Source organism: Herminiimonas glaciei, assembly GCF_042664955.1.
Lineage (GTDB): Bacteria > Pseudomonadota > Gammaproteobacteria > Burkholderiales > Burkholderiaceae_D > Oxalicibacterium > Oxalicibacterium glaciei.
This window is the reverse complement of sequence record NZ_JBHTBU010000001.1, coordinates 252,525-265,400: the sequence shown is the minus strand read 5'-3', so window position 1 is coordinate 265,400 and position 12,876 is coordinate 252,525. Positions and strand designations below refer to the sequence as shown.

Below are 12,876 nucleotides of genomic sequence, written 5' to 3'. Positions count from 1 at the left end.
CGCAGTAAAACGAATCACACAAAATAAAAAGCCCGGGCCACTTTCATGGTCCGGGCTTTTTTAATGCGTGCAGACTGTATTTATTCGACTTCGACTGTCTCCGGCGTTGCCGCTGGAGGAGCCGTATCGCCTTCACTGAAGTCCAGCTTGATCTGGTCTTTATCATCCAGGTCCACAGTGACTTTGCCACCACTGACCAGACGACCGAACAGCAATTCATCAGCCAGCGCCTTGCGTATCATGTCCTGGATCAGACGTGACATCGGACGTGCACCCATCAGCGGATCAAATCCTTTCTTCGCGAGGAAAGTACGCAGCTTCTCGGTGAAGATGGCTTCTACTTTCTTCTCGTGCAGTTGTTCTTCCAACTGCATCAGGAACTTGTCGACCACACGCAGGATGATTTCTTCATCCAGTGCACGGAAGCTGATGATGGCATCCAGGCGATTGCGGAATTCAGGCGTAAACATACGCTTGATGTCTGCCATCTCGTCGCCGGTTTCTTTCTTCTCGGTGAAACCGATGGTACGTTTCTGCAGGCTTTCCGCACCGGCATTCGTCGTCATAATGATGATCACATTGCGGAAATCCGCTTTGCGACCATTGTTATCAGTCAGCGTACCGTGATCCATCACCTGCAACAGGATATTGAAAATATCCGGATGCGCTTTTTCGATTTCATCCAGCAGCAAGACAGCATGCGGCTTCTTGGTAATCGCTTCAGTCAGCAAACCACCCTGGTCGAAACCGACATAACCCGGCGGCGCGCCAATCAGGCGGCTGACCGCATGACGTTCCATGTACTCGGACATATCGAAGCGGATCAGGTCTATGCCCATGATGAAGGCCAGTTGCTTCGCCGCTTCGGTTTTACCGACACCAGTAGGACCGGAGAACAGGAAGGAGCCGATAGGTTTGTCGGTTTTACCGAGGCCGGCACGTGCGACCTTGATCGCCGAACCAAGCGCTTCCAGCGCAGGATCCTGGCCGAACACGACATTCTTCAGATCGCGGTCGATAGTCTGCAGTTTCGATCGATCATCCTGATTGACCGTTTGCGCAGGAATACGCGCGATCTTGGAAATGATGTCCTCGATCTCGGATTTGCCGATGGTTTTCTTTTGCTTCGATTTCGGCAGGATGCGTTGTGCCGCGCCCGCTTCATCGATCACATCAATCGCCTTGTCAGGCAAGTGACGGTCATTAATAAAGCGTGCCGCCAGCTCGGCTGCCGACGTCAGGGCCGATGCCGAATACTTCACGCCATGATGTTCTTCAAAGCGCGATTTCAAGCCACGCAGGATCTGTATGGTTTGTTCAACGGTAGGCTCGTTCACATCAATCTTTTGGAAGCGACGTGACAGCGCATGGTCTTTTTCAAAGACGCCGCGGAATTCGGTAAAGGTGGTCGCACCGATACATTTCAACTGGCCATTCGACAATGCCGGTTTCAGCAGGTTGGACGCATCCAAGGTGCCGCCCGAAGCCGAACCCGCACCGATGATGGTGTGGATTTCATCGATGAACAGGATGCCGTTCGGATTATCTTTCAGTTGTTTGAGTACCGCTTTCAGGCGTTGCTCAAAGTCACCGCGATATTTGGTACCGGCCAGCAAAGCGCCCATATCCAGCGAATAGACCACTGCGTTTTGCAAGACTTCAGGCACATCGCCTTGCGTAATGCGCCATGCCAGGCCTTCCGCGATTGCGGTTTTACCGACACCGGCTTCACCCACCAGCAAAGGATTGTTTTTGCGGCGACGGCACAGGGTCTGGATCACGCGCTCGACTTCGCCTTCGCGGCCGATCAATGGATCGATCTTGCCTTCGCTGGCCATCTTGTTCAGGTTTTGTGTGAACTGATCGAGAGCGCTTTCTTTTTGCTGGCCTTCGGCTGAAGGCGCATCTTCGGCACCTTCCGGCGCTTTTTGCGCATCGCTCTGTTGGTCTTTGCGCACGCCGTGCGAAATGAAGTTCACCACATCAAGACGGGTCACGCCTTGTTGGTGCAGGTAGTAAACAGCGTGTGAATCTTTTTCACCAAAGATTGCAACCAGCACGTTTGCGCCTGTAACTTCCTTCTTGCCGTTGGAAGCAGACTGGACATGCATGATCGCGCGCTGGATCACACGTTGAAAACCAAGTGTAGGTTGGGTATCGACTTCTGCGGCGCCAGGCACCGTAGGCGTATTGTCACCAATAAAATTCGTCAGTGTTTTTCGCAGGTCTTCGATATTGACCGCGCAAGCACGCAGAACCTCGGCCGCTGAAGGGTTATCCAGCAGCGCCAGGAGCAGGTGCTCGACGGTGATGAACTCATGGCGCGCCTGTCTTGCTTCGACAAACGCCATATGCAAACTGACTTCTAATTCCTGCGCAATCATACTTCCTCCATCACGCACTGCAGGGGATGTCCCGCTTTCCGGGCGTGGTTCAAAACCAGCTCAACTTTCGTAGACGCAATATCCTTCGGATAAACGCCACAAATACCTTTTCCGTCGCGGTGAACCATGAGCATGATTTGCGTTGCTGTCTCACGATCTTTACTAAAGTATTCCTGAAGAATCATGACGACGAATTCCATCGGCGTGTAATCATCATTCAGCAATAACACCTGATACATAGACGGCGGCTTGAGTTTTTGCTCTTGCCGCATAAGGACCGTACCATCGTCATGCTTAATTGCCATAGGTCTATTCTAATACGTTCGACCGTGTGCACAATGCCCAGAAGAACAGAGAAACAAATTAATTTAATATTACGCGTTTTCTTCTGAGTACGCAGATGACGATCAAATGCAAAAAATCAAGAGTCGTCCTCTTTTCCCCCTGAAAATAAACTTTTAGACGCCCTACGAAAAGGTCTTGACTTTTGTATTTTTTGCGTAAAGAATGAATCTTATTGACATGCTTGACAACAATGGCTTGTCAATACGAAGTGAGCAGGTTTTAGGAGGGGCAACGTAAACGAGGCTTCTTTCTTTTGCGGCTCGTGTGATTAAGTCTATATTAGAAAGACGCTTTTTATGGCAACAGGTACCGTCAAGTGGTTCAACGACTCCAAAGGCTTCGGCTTTATCACCCCGGATGACGGCGGTGAGGATTTGTTTGCACACTTTTCCGCAATCCAAATGAACGGCTTCAAGACCCTCAAAGAAGGTCAGAAAGTACAGTTCGAAGTCACGCAAGGCCCTAAAGGCAAGCAAGCTTCCAACATTCAAGCTCCTTAATTTTTAAGGACTTGCGAAAAACCCCGCTTCGGCGGGGTTTTTTTATTGCTGCAAAAAATACCACTGCTTCTTGGCAACTCCCATATTTATGGGAATCGCTTAAAGCACGAGTGTCGCGTGCCAACATCACTCGCCAAAATTATTTTTGCTATTTATTTTTGCGATTTATTTTTACAAATTACTTTTTGAATTACTTTTGATATCGCATCCGGCAAAATCTCTTTACCATCACAAGTCGGTCGTAACTCGCATCCACGCAATTTCAACATGCCCCTGATTCTGTTCAACAAGCCTTTCCAGACCATGTGCCAGTTTTCGCCGCATCCGACGCGCAAATCACTGGCCGACCATATCGATATACCCAATATTTATCCGGCCGGGCGACTGGATGCCGATAGCGAAGGTTTGTTACTGCTCACTGACGACGGCAAGCTGCAGCACGCAATCAGCCATCCAGATCGTAAACACACGAAAACTTATCTGGTACAAGTCGAAGGTGTGCCGGATGCTGAGGCACTGGCCCGCCTGCGCGCGCCGCTCGACCTCGGCGATTTCGTCACTCAGGAATGCGAAGTCAAACGCGTGGCTGAGCCCGACTGGTTATGGCCGCGCAATCCACCGATACGCGAACGCGCCAACGCCCCCACCAGTTGGCTCGCAATTACCTTATCCGAAGGAAAGAACCGGCAAGTGCGACGCATGACCGGCGCGGTAGGTTACCCGACCCTGCGCCTGGTACGGATTGCGATCGGACCGGTATCACTGCAAAGCCACCCTTTGTGGCCAGGGGAATGGCGTGAAATTTCAGTTGCGGAACTGGGCTTGGGCTAAACGATCCAACCGGCGCTCGCTTCACAAAGAGCTCACGCGCATTTCATTCTTTTCATTTACACTCATTCCGCCGATTTCGCTTATTGCAGCCCACCACACTTGATACTTACCTCACCGATATCATTCCATGAACAAATTCCTTAGCACTTGCGTGGTAGCCATTGCGCTCGCAAGCACCCTGAGCGCCGGCACCAGCCATGCGCAGCAAGACAAAAAATTCCCGGTCATTTCATTGACGGCCGGGATGAATATCATCAAGGCGGAAGTGGTGGCGAATGAAGCCGAGCGCCAGCAAGGCTTGATGTTCCGTCCCAGCATGGGACCAAACGAAGGCATGGTGTTCCTGTTCGGCGCACCGGCGGGTGTCTGCATGTGGATGAAAAATACCCTGATCCCGCTGTCGGTCGCTTTTATTGATGCCGATGGCAAGATCGTGAATATCGAAGACATGAAGCCGCAAAGCCTGGATTCGCACTGCTCGAAGCGGCCGGTACCGTATGCGCTGGAAATGAATGAAGGCTGGTTCAAGCACAAGAACCTGAAACCGGGCAGTGTCATCGAAGGCCTGCCCAAGCTGAACTGATCAGGTACAGGCAAACAAAAACCCCGCACGACCAAAATCGTGCGGGGTTTTAATGTCTTGCTCAGTGCAGCGCCGGTAGCGCAGCAACAAAAACTATTAAGCCAGCGCTTTCAAAGCAGCTGCGAGGCGGCTTTTATGACGTGCTGCTTTGTTTTTGTGGATGATTTTCTTGTCAGCGATACGATCGATCGTCGACACGGAAGCCAGGAAAACTTGCGCTGCAGCAGCTTTGTCGCCCGCTTCAATTGCCTTACGAACAGCTTTAACAGCTGTACGCAGCGTGGAACGCTGGCTGGAATTGTGAGCGTTTTGCTTAACTGCTTGACGAGCGCGTTTGCGTGCTTGTGCGGTATTTGCCATGAATATTATTTCCTAAAAACAGGTCTACGCGCATTCGCAAACACGCATGTTAGTGAGACAGAATTCTGTGAAGCTGCAGATTATAGCCGTATTTTCACAATCAGGCAAATAGATGCTGACTCTCGTGCAAGATTGTTGCAATCGGTCCGCAATCGCAAAAGCATATCTTTTTGACAATCAATCCCGGCGAATCACGATCTGGCCGGACAGGGAGGAAACACACATCGCCACGCGAATAAATATCACCGCGGACGGAATTATCTCATGTCGGCGGGTACTAAGCGCTATCTCTCGTTTGCAGGCCCCTTATGCACCCATCGTTTCACCCTGAACAGATATAATTCAGCTCCATGAACTTGCACAAAACGCTTGCGGCGGTCTCCGGCATGACGATGGTTTCTCGTGTGACAGGACTGATCCGCGAGATCCTGTTTGCCCGTGCATTTGGCGCATCCGCCTATACCGATGCGTTCAATATCGCATTCCGCATCCCCAACCTGCTGCGCCGCCTCTTCGCCGAGGGGGCGTTTTCGCAGGCTTTCGTCCCTATCCTGGCCGAATACAAAAGCCAAAAAGGCGAAGAAGCCACCAAAAACCTGGTTGACCATGTAGCAACAGTATTGATGTGGACCATGTTGCTGACCTGCGTGCTCGGGGTAATCGGGTCACCCTTCATTGTTTACCTGATCGCGACCGGCCTCAAAACCAAGTCCGAGGCATTCGACGCTTCGGTCTGGATGACCCGGGTCATGTTCCCTTATATCGGTTTCATGGCTTTCGTCGCGCTCAGCGGCGGCATCCTGAATACCTGGCGCGAATTCAAGATACCGGCGTTTACACCTGTTTTACTGAACCTGTCCTTCATCGTCGCCACGCTCTTCCTCGCGCCTTATCTGGACCAGCCGATTTATGCGATGGCGATTGCAGTCGTAGTCGGCGGCGTACTGCAAATGGCGATCCAGATACCGGCCCTGCTGAAGATAGGCATGCTGCCGCGCGTTTCGCGCAATCCTTTTGCCAGCCTCGGCGACGCCGGTGTACGCAAGGTCCTGAGTAAAATGGGACCGGCGGTCTTCGCCGTTTCTGCGGCGCAAATCAGCCTGATGATCAATACGAATATCGCATCCCGCCTCGAAAGCGGCAGCGTGTCCTGGCTCTCGTATGCGGATCGCCTGATGGAATTCCCGACTGCCCTGCTCGGCGTCGCCCTCGGCACCATCCTGTTGCCCAGCCTGTCGAAGGCCAATTTCGAAGGCAATACCGAAGAATATTCATCGCTGCTGGACTGGGGCTTGCGCCTGACCTTCCTGCTGGCGCTGCCTTGTGCAGTCGGCCTCGCCACCATCTCTGAACCACTGACGGCGACGCTCTTCCATTACGGCAAATTCAATGAGCTGTCAGTGGAAATGACTTCGCGCGCGCTGGTCGCCTACGGCGTCGGCCTGATCGGCCTGATCCTGGTAAAAATCCTGGCCCCCGGCTTTTACGCACAACAAAACATCAAGACCCCGGTCAAGATCGCCATCGGCGTCCTGATCGCAACGCAATTGATGAACCTGGTCTTCGTGCCTTGGATCGCGCATGCCGGCCTGGCACTATCGATCGGACTCGGCGCCTGCCTGAATGCAGGTTTCCTGTACTGGGGCCTGAAGCGTCGCGGTATCTATACTGCACTGCCGGGTTGGCGCACCTTCTTTATCCGCCTTGCCGGGGCACTCTTCCTGATGGCGGCAGTTGCATTGTGGACTGCCGGGCAATTCGACTGGGTGGCGTTGCGTGCAACACCATTTATGCGGGTAATTGCACTATTAATTGTCATGGCGGCGTGCGGAATCAGTTATTTCGGCGCATTATTAGCCATGGGATTTCGCTTTCGGGATTTCAAACGCATTGCGCGCTGATCCAAGCTCATCGCCAGAGTCGGAACGAAGGTCTGCAAAATCACGGCATCATCGCTATGATGGAGGCATATGACGATCCAATCTCTAGAGTATTTCTCCACGCTGGTGCAGCAGGACGACAGCATTCCATTGTTCGAAGCCGCACTTGCCATTGCACAGGATGCCGAGCCGAATCTTGATTTGGCCGCATCGCAGGCGGAAGTCGATACGCTTGCTGTCAAACTCAAACAACGCTTGCCGGACGACGCGTCCACGCTGCAAAAACTGCGGATGCTGAATCATTATTTTTATAATGAGCTGGGCTTCAGCGGTAACGTCAACGATTACTACAACCCTGAAAACAGTTACCTGCACCGCGTCATTGATACGCGGCGCGGCATCCCGATTTCACTCGCGGTGCTGTATATGGAGCTGGCGCAACAGATTGATCTTGATGTGCAGGGTATTTCCTTCCCCGGCCATTTCCTGATGAAGCTCTCCGTACAATCCGGCCAGGTGGTACTGGATCCATTCAACGGTGCCAGCCTGTCCCGCGAAGAACTCGAAGAACGGGTCGAGCCTTACATCATGGAACAGGATTTTCCGGACGACTTCCAGCTGACCGCCTACCTCGACGCCGCCAGCCCGCGCGATATCCTGGTACGCATGCTGCGCAACCTGAAGACACTCTTCATGCAACAGGAACGCTGGCAGCGTTTGCTGGAAGTGCAGGAAAGACTATTGATTTTATTGCCGCATGAAATTGCCGAGCGACGTGATCGCGGCATTGCGTATATGAACCTGGAATGTCCGCAAGCTGCGTTGCTGGACCTGGAAGCCTATGTCAAGTATAGGCCCTATGCGATGGATACGGCAGAACTGCGAGCGCATTTCCCGAAACTGCGTGACGACATCAGTCGCCTGAACTAAACAAACCGTCGTCCCCATCAACGAGGACGACGGACAAGCTCGCTTAAACCTTGCGCGCTTCTATCTCTTCCCACTTCTCCAGCGCTTCCAGCAATAAACCATCGATTTCGGTAAAGCGCTGGTTCAGGCGTTTCACTTCATCCGGTTGCTTGGTGTACAGGCTGGCATCGGCCAATTTCTCGGTGATCGCCTTTTGCTCATCTTCCAGTTGCGCGATCAAAGCCGGCAAGGCATCCATCTCGCGCTGTTCCTTGTAGCTGAGCTTCTTTTGCTTGGCGACAGGCGCTGCAGCTTCGGTGGCAACTTCCGTTTTCACTTCAGCCTTGGCTGCCGGTTTCGGTGAACCGGCCGGAATCGCTGCCGGACGCACACGTTCCCAATCGCTGTAACCACCGATATATTCACGCCACAGACCATTGCCTTCGGCAACGATGACTTGCGTCACCACATTATCGAGGAAGGTCCGGTCATGGCTGACCAGGAACACGGTGCCCTTGTAGTCTTCCAGTAATTCCTCCAGTAATTCCAGCGTATCGATGTCCAGATCGTTGGTCGGTTCATCCAGCACCAACACATTGGCCGGTTTCGCGAACAAACGCGCCAGCAGCAAGCGGTTACGCTCACCACCGGACAAAGACTTGACCGGCGAACGCGCGCGTTCCGGTGCAAACAGGAAGTCGTTCAGGTAAGTCATCACATGTTTACGCTGACCATTGATCTCAACCCAATCGCTACCCGGTGCAATCGTATCGGCCAGGCTGGCTTCTTCATTCAGCTGCGCACGCATCTGGTCGAAGTATGCAATCTGCAATTTTGTACCTTGCTTGACGGTACCCGAATCCGGTTCTTCCTCGCCCAGTATCATTTTCAGCAAGGTGGTCTTGCCGGCACCGTTCAAACCGATCAAACCAATCTTGTCGCCGCGCAGCAGGGTCGCGCTGAAATCGCGCACGATGACTTTGTCCCCATATGTCTTGTTGATGTTTTCCAGCTCGGCGACAATCTTGCCCGAACGGTCACCGGAGGAGACGTCCAGCTTGACCTGGCCTTGTTGTTCGCGCCGTGCGCTGCGCGTCAGGCGCAAAGCTTCCAGGCGACGTACACGGCCTTCGTCACGGGTACGACGGGCTTGCACGCCCTTGCGGATCCAGACTTCTTCCTGCGCCAGGAATTTATCGAATTTGGCATTCTCGACTTCTTCAATTTCCAGTTGCTCCGCCTTGCGTACCTGGTAGGCGCTGAAGTTGCCCGGGAAGGACAGCAAGCGGCCGCGATCCAGTTCAATGATGCGGGTCGCAACGTTATCCAGGAAACTACGATCATGGGTAATGAAGAGCACACTGCCCTTGTAGTCGCGCAACAAACCTTCGAGCCACAGGATGGAAGTGAAATCCAGATGGTTGGTCGGCTCATCCAGCAGCAGCACATCAGGCGCACTCACCAGCGCACAGGCCAGGGCCACGCGCTTTTGCATACCGCCGGACAGCGTGCCCATCAGGGCATCTTTCACCAGATTCAGGCGATCCAGCGTGGCTTCGACCTTATTCGTCAGGTTCCACGCATCCGCCGCATCCAGCTTCAGCTGGATCTCATGCATGCGTTCCATCAGCGCATCGTCATTGTCGCCACCGAACTGGCCGGTCAGGGCATCGTATTCAGCCAGCAAAGCCTGCATATCGCCCATACCGGACGCCACCGCATCGAACACCGACATCTCGGGCGAAAAGTGCGGCTCCTGCTCGACGTAGGCGATCTTGATGCCTTGTTGCATGACAAACAAGCCATCATCCAGCTTGGAACGCCCGGCGATGATTTTCAGCAGCGAGGACTTGCCGGTACCGTTGCGACCGATTAAACCTACGCGCTCCGTGGTTTCCAGGGAGAATTCCGCGTGATCGAGCAAAGGGACGTGACCGAACGCGAGCTGCGCGTTCGAGAGGGAAATGACTGCCATAAATGCCTGAAGGTGTAGGGTTCGTGCGCGATTGCGGACGACCAATTAAAAGAATGAAGACCGCATTGTACCGATAGCGGCAGCTTTCCCGCTATTCTTTGCCATATCGTCAGCTATAATCGCGGTCGGAAGTGGCAAAGTGTTGCCCGCTTTCAAGCGTCTCGCCGTAGTTCAATGGATAGAACGAGTGCCTCCTAAGCGCTAGATACAGGTTCGATTCCTGTCGGCGGGACCATAACCCTCCCCTGATCCAGTACCTAAATACTCGGACCAAGCTTTCTGTAGTCGCATTAACAATTAATAGATAGATGTCTTCAAGCGCTGCGGCAAGTCTGCATCGTACTTGGCCCCATCAATCTCGGACTCGCTCAAATCCTGCAAGATAGCTCCAAGACTAGGCAAAGCACTGCGCTCTAACTGTTGATCCGCCTGCCACAAACCCGAACGCAGGATCGCGCGCGAGCATTGGAAAAAGACTGCTTCCACATCTATCTGCAATACCGTGTGCGGCAATTTGCCATCTATCGCAAAGCGTTCAAGTAATGCAGGATCGTTGTGGATGCTGGCGCGGCCGTTGACCCTTACCGTTTCACCTATGCCGGGAATCAGGAAGATCAGTGCGACACGTGGATCGCTGATGATGTTGCGCAAGCTGTCTATGCGATTGTTGCCGCGGCGGTCCGGTAGCAATAAAGTCTTCTCATCCTGTACCTGCACGAAACCGGCCGGATCACCCCGAGGCGATGCATCCAGGCCATCCGGTCCGCTGGTCGCCAGCACGGCAAACGGCGCAGCTTCGATGAAGGCCCGGTAGTGCGGATGGATGTAGTTGATCTCCTTGCGTATCGAAGCGGCCATGGGCTTGCCGTAGATGCGCTCCAGCGCCTCGATGTCGGAGATTTGATAAGGCTTGCTTAGTCCGTCCAAGGATAGGCTCCTGAAGAGTTCGCTGTAGTAGGAAGAATGGCTTGAAGCTGCGTCGCTTTGGGACGCGAGCCATGGACAAATGATAGCGAAAATCTGCAAACATAGTGATGCCGGGCCGGTAAAGCAGGCACGCATAAAAAATGGCAGGTAAAGCACCGGCGAGATAAGCATCTATCGGCCGGCCGCTTTCCTGCCATTTACCACCCGGAGGGAATACTCAGCCGGATGTCAATTTGCGCTGCGATGCCAGTCGCGTGACTACTGCGACCAAACGATCAATTTCGTCGAAGGTATTGTAGAAAGCCAGTGACGGCCGCACTGTCGTTTCCACACCGAAGCGACGCAAGATAGGCTGTGCACAATGATGGCCGGTGCGTACTGCGATGCCTTCATCGTTAAGTGCATGACCGACTTCTTCCGTCGTATAGCCTTGCAGCACAAATGACATGACGCTGGCTTTATCTGCCGCCGTACCTATCAGGCGCACACCTGGAATCGCTCCCAGTTTTTGCATGCCATAGACCAGCAACTCGTGTTCGTAGCGCGCTATGTTTTCTATGCCTATCTTGTTGACGTAATCGATCGCCGCGCCCAGGCCAACTGCATCCGCAATGTTGCCGGTACCGGCTTCAAACTTGTTAGGGATAGGCTGGAATACCGTTTTTTCAAACGTCACGTCGGCAATCATATTGCCGCCGCCCTGCCATGGCGGCATGTCTTCCAGGATTTCACGCTTGCCCCAGACCACGCCGATACCGGTCGGACCGAATACCTTGTGGCCGGAAAAGACGAAAAAGTCTGCGCCTATATCCTGCACATCAACCCGCATATGCGAGATCGATTGCGCACCGTCGACCAGGGCCTTGGCTCCCGCCCGGTGTGCCAACGCGACAATTTCCTTGACCGGTACTACCGTGCCCAATGCGTTCGAGACTTGTGTGACGGCGACTATCTTGGTCTTGTCATTCAGCAGTTTCTGGTATTCAGACAGGATGACCTGCCCGCTGTCATCGACCGGGATCACGCGCAGCTTCGCACCTTTGGCTGCTGCCAGTTGTTGCCACGGCACGATGTTGGCGTGGTGTTCGAGATTGCTGACGATGATCTCATCGCCCTCGCCTACGTGTTGGCCGCCCCAGCTCTTTGCCACCAGGTTGATCGCTTCCGTCGTTCCGCGCACGAAAATGACTTCATTCACATCCGGTGCATTGATGAAGTTTTTTACCCGTTGTCGTGCACCTTCATATGCATCGGTTGCGCGTGCCGCCAGTTCATGCGCGGCGCGATGGATGTTTGAATTTTCGTGTTCGTAAAAGTAAGCAATGCGGTCTATGACAGATTGCGGCTTGTGTGTCGTCGCCGCATTATCAAACCAGACCAGTTGCCGGCCGTTGACCCGCTCCTGCAGGATAGGAAAGTCACGCCGCACCGCATGCACATCAAAGGCCGGATGACGGCTTTGATCCGCTTGCGGGATATCAGTGGTTTGCGCATCGCCGTGCGGATGCGCTTTGGCCGGTGTTACATAACCGTTAGGCAATACAACTGAATCGACGAAGTAATACTTCGGCTCCGTCGATGGCTGCGGTGCAGCCGCAGGTGCTTGTGGCTTCTGTATGTCTGCCTGAGGCGCAAATGGTTGATGCGCCAGCTGATCCAGGATATTCGCCGTCACCGGACCAGTATCGCGCCCGGTTGCCGAAGCTGGCCCTTGCTGAAGGAAGTAATAAGGCGAAGTGCTTTCACTTGCAAGCTGAGGTGACGGAGCTGTCGCTTGCGGCACACCGAGTACCGTGCCACCAAGACGCGGCTCGTATGCCGGCAAGGTACTGATCACTGTATCCGGCACGCCGTTGGGTGCGCTCGCATGCGGTAACAGGGCAGGTGCACGATTTGCCAGTGATGGCAATTGCGCAGGCGAAGCCGGCAATAAATTACTACCGGGGATTTGCCCTTGCGGGATAGGTGTACCCGGTACTGATGGCCCGAAGCCGGCCGGACTGGCCAGCGGCGAACCCGGCGGCGCCAGATTGACCGGCGCCTGTATGCCGGGTAAGGACGGCGCGCCCTGATTCGGCAATGCCGAAAAAAAGGCACTGGCCATGCGTGCCAGCACGGCCGGATCGATAGGCGCTTCGCCGCTCGGCGGAACTTGCACAGGATAGGATGTGTTACTCATAGT

General features: G+C 53.8%; 11 protein-coding genes and 1 tRNA gene. 6 read left to right on the top strand and 6 right to left on the bottom strand.

Annotation, left to right across the window (positions count from 1 at the left end; genetic code table 11):
* Window positions 1-80: 80 nt before the first annotated feature.
* Both clpA and clpS read right to left on the bottom strand, forming a co-directional pair.
* Window positions 81-2,384, bottom strand: a complete 2,304-nt coding sequence (gene clpA, locus ACFQPC_RS01245) for an ATP-dependent Clp protease ATP-binding subunit ClpA (RefSeq protein WP_382269838.1) — start codon at window positions 2,382-2,384, stop codon at window positions 81-83.
* Window positions 2,381-2,689 (bottom strand): ATP-dependent Clp protease adapter ClpS, encoded by a 309-nt coding sequence (clpS, locus tag ACFQPC_RS01240; protein ID WP_011871837.1) that lies wholly within the window; start codon window positions 2,687-2,689, stop codon window positions 2,381-2,383. The genes clpA and clpS overlap by 4 nt, the downstream gene beginning before the upstream one ends.
* A 336-nt stretch (window positions 2,690-3,025) precedes the next feature.
* Between clpS and cspE the strand changes: the two genes are divergently transcribed.
* The 3 genes from cspE to ACFQPC_RS01225 all read left to right on the top strand — a co-directional run bounded on the left by cspE (window position 3,026) and on the right by ACFQPC_RS01225 (window position 4,643).
* Window positions 3,026-3,229, top strand: a complete 204-nt coding sequence (gene cspE / locus ACFQPC_RS01235) for a transcription antiterminator/RNA stability regulator CspE (protein ID WP_009665919.1) — start codon at window positions 3,026-3,028, stop codon at window positions 3,227-3,229.
* A 267-nt stretch (window positions 3,230-3,496) separates the two neighbouring features.
* Complete coding sequence (locus ACFQPC_RS01230) at window positions 3,497-4,060, top strand: pseudouridine synthase (protein ID WP_382269837.1); 564 nt, start codon at window positions 3,497-3,499, stop codon at window positions 4,058-4,060.
* A 127-nt stretch (window positions 4,061-4,187) separates the two neighbouring features.
* Complete coding sequence (locus ACFQPC_RS01225) at window positions 4,188-4,643, top strand: DUF192 domain-containing protein (protein ID WP_382269836.1); 456 nt, start codon at window positions 4,188-4,190, stop codon at window positions 4,641-4,643.
* Between the two features lie 96 nt (window positions 4,644-4,739).
* On the opposite strand, the gene rpsT is transcribed toward ACFQPC_RS01225, so the two are convergent.
* Window positions 4,740-5,003 carry a 30S ribosomal protein S20 gene (rpsT, locus tag ACFQPC_RS01220; protein ID WP_012080371.1) on the bottom strand — a complete coding sequence of 88 codons (264 nt, stop codon included), beginning with the start codon at window positions 5,001-5,003 and terminating at the stop codon, window positions 4,740-4,742.
* Between the two features lie 350 nt (window positions 5,004-5,353).
* Between rpsT and murJ the strand changes: the two genes are divergently transcribed.
* Together murJ and ACFQPC_RS01210 are read left to right on the top strand one after the other, a co-directional pair.
* A complete protein-coding gene (gene murJ / locus ACFQPC_RS01215) occupies window positions 5,354-6,904 on the top strand; it encodes a murein biosynthesis integral membrane protein MurJ (protein ID WP_382269835.1) in 1,551 nt (516 codons plus the stop codon).
* 69 nt (window positions 6,905-6,973) lie between these two features.
* Window positions 6,974-7,813 carry a SirB1 family protein gene (locus tag ACFQPC_RS01210; RefSeq protein WP_382269834.1) on the top strand — a complete coding sequence of 280 codons (840 nt, stop codon included), beginning with the start codon at window positions 6,974-6,976 and terminating at the stop codon, window positions 7,811-7,813.
* 43 nt (window positions 7,814-7,856) lie between these two features.
* On the opposite strand, the gene ACFQPC_RS01205 is transcribed toward ACFQPC_RS01210, so the two are convergent.
* Complete coding sequence (locus ACFQPC_RS01205) at window positions 7,857-9,767, bottom strand: ATP-binding cassette domain-containing protein (RefSeq protein WP_382269833.1); 1,911 nt, start codon at window positions 9,765-9,767, stop codon at window positions 7,857-7,859.
* Between the two features lie 160 nt (window positions 9,768-9,927).
* Here ACFQPC_RS01205 and ACFQPC_RS01200 point away from each other — a divergent pair.
* A tRNA-Arg gene (locus ACFQPC_RS01200) sits at window positions 9,928-10,002 on the top strand.
* 62 nt (window positions 10,003-10,064) lie between these two features.
* On the opposite strand, the gene ACFQPC_RS01195 is transcribed toward ACFQPC_RS01200, so the two are convergent.
* Together ACFQPC_RS01195 and ACFQPC_RS01190 are read right to left on the bottom strand one after the other, a co-directional pair.
* On the bottom strand, window positions 10,065-10,694 hold the full coding sequence (locus ACFQPC_RS01195) for a pyridoxamine 5'-phosphate oxidase family protein (protein WP_382269832.1): 630 nt from the start codon (window positions 10,692-10,694) through the stop codon (window positions 10,065-10,067).
* 217 nt (window positions 10,695-10,911) lie between these two features.
* Entirely contained in the window at window positions 10,912-12,873 is a 1,962-nt protein-coding gene (locus ACFQPC_RS01190) for a family 2A encapsulin nanocompartment cargo protein cysteine desulfurase (RefSeq protein WP_382269831.1), read from the bottom strand.
* Window positions 12,874-12,876 lie beyond the last annotated feature (3 nt).

Excerpts from the sequence above, each read along its gene's own strand:
- ACFQPC_RS01210 (WP_382269834.1), top strand. The coding sequence starts at position 6,974 with ATGACGATCCAATCTCTAGAGTATTTCTCCACGCTGGTGCAGCAGGAC.
- rpsT (WP_012080371.1), bottom strand. The coding sequence starts at position 5,003 with ATGGCAAATACCGCACAAGCACGCAAACGCGCTCGTCAAGCAGTTAAG.
- clpA (WP_382269838.1), bottom strand. The coding sequence starts at position 2,384 with ATGATTGCGCAGGAATTAGAAGTCAGTTTGCATATGGCGTTTGTCGAA.
- cspE (WP_009665919.1), top strand. The coding sequence starts at position 3,026 with ATGGCAACAGGTACCGTCAAGTGGTTCAACGACTCCAAAGGCTTCGGC.
- ACFQPC_RS01230 (WP_382269837.1), top strand. The coding sequence starts at position 3,497 with ATGCCCCTGATTCTGTTCAACAAGCCTTTCCAGACCATGTGCCAGTTT.
- murJ (WP_382269835.1), top strand. The coding sequence starts at position 5,354 with ATGAACTTGCACAAAACGCTTGCGGCGGTCTCCGGCATGACGATGGTT.
- clpS (WP_011871837.1), bottom strand. The coding sequence starts at position 2,689 with ATGGCAATTAAGCATGACGATGGTACGGTCCTTATGCGGCAAGAGCAA.
- ACFQPC_RS01225 (WP_382269836.1), top strand. The coding sequence starts at position 4,188 with ATGAACAAATTCCTTAGCACTTGCGTGGTAGCCATTGCGCTCGCAAGC.
- ACFQPC_RS01190 (WP_382269831.1), bottom strand. The coding sequence starts at position 12,873 with ATGAGTAACACATCCTATCCTGTGCAAGTTCCGCCGAGCGGCGAAGCG.
- ACFQPC_RS01205 (WP_382269833.1), bottom strand. The coding sequence starts at position 9,767 with ATGGCAGTCATTTCCCTCTCGAACGCGCAGCTCGCGTTCGGTCACGTC.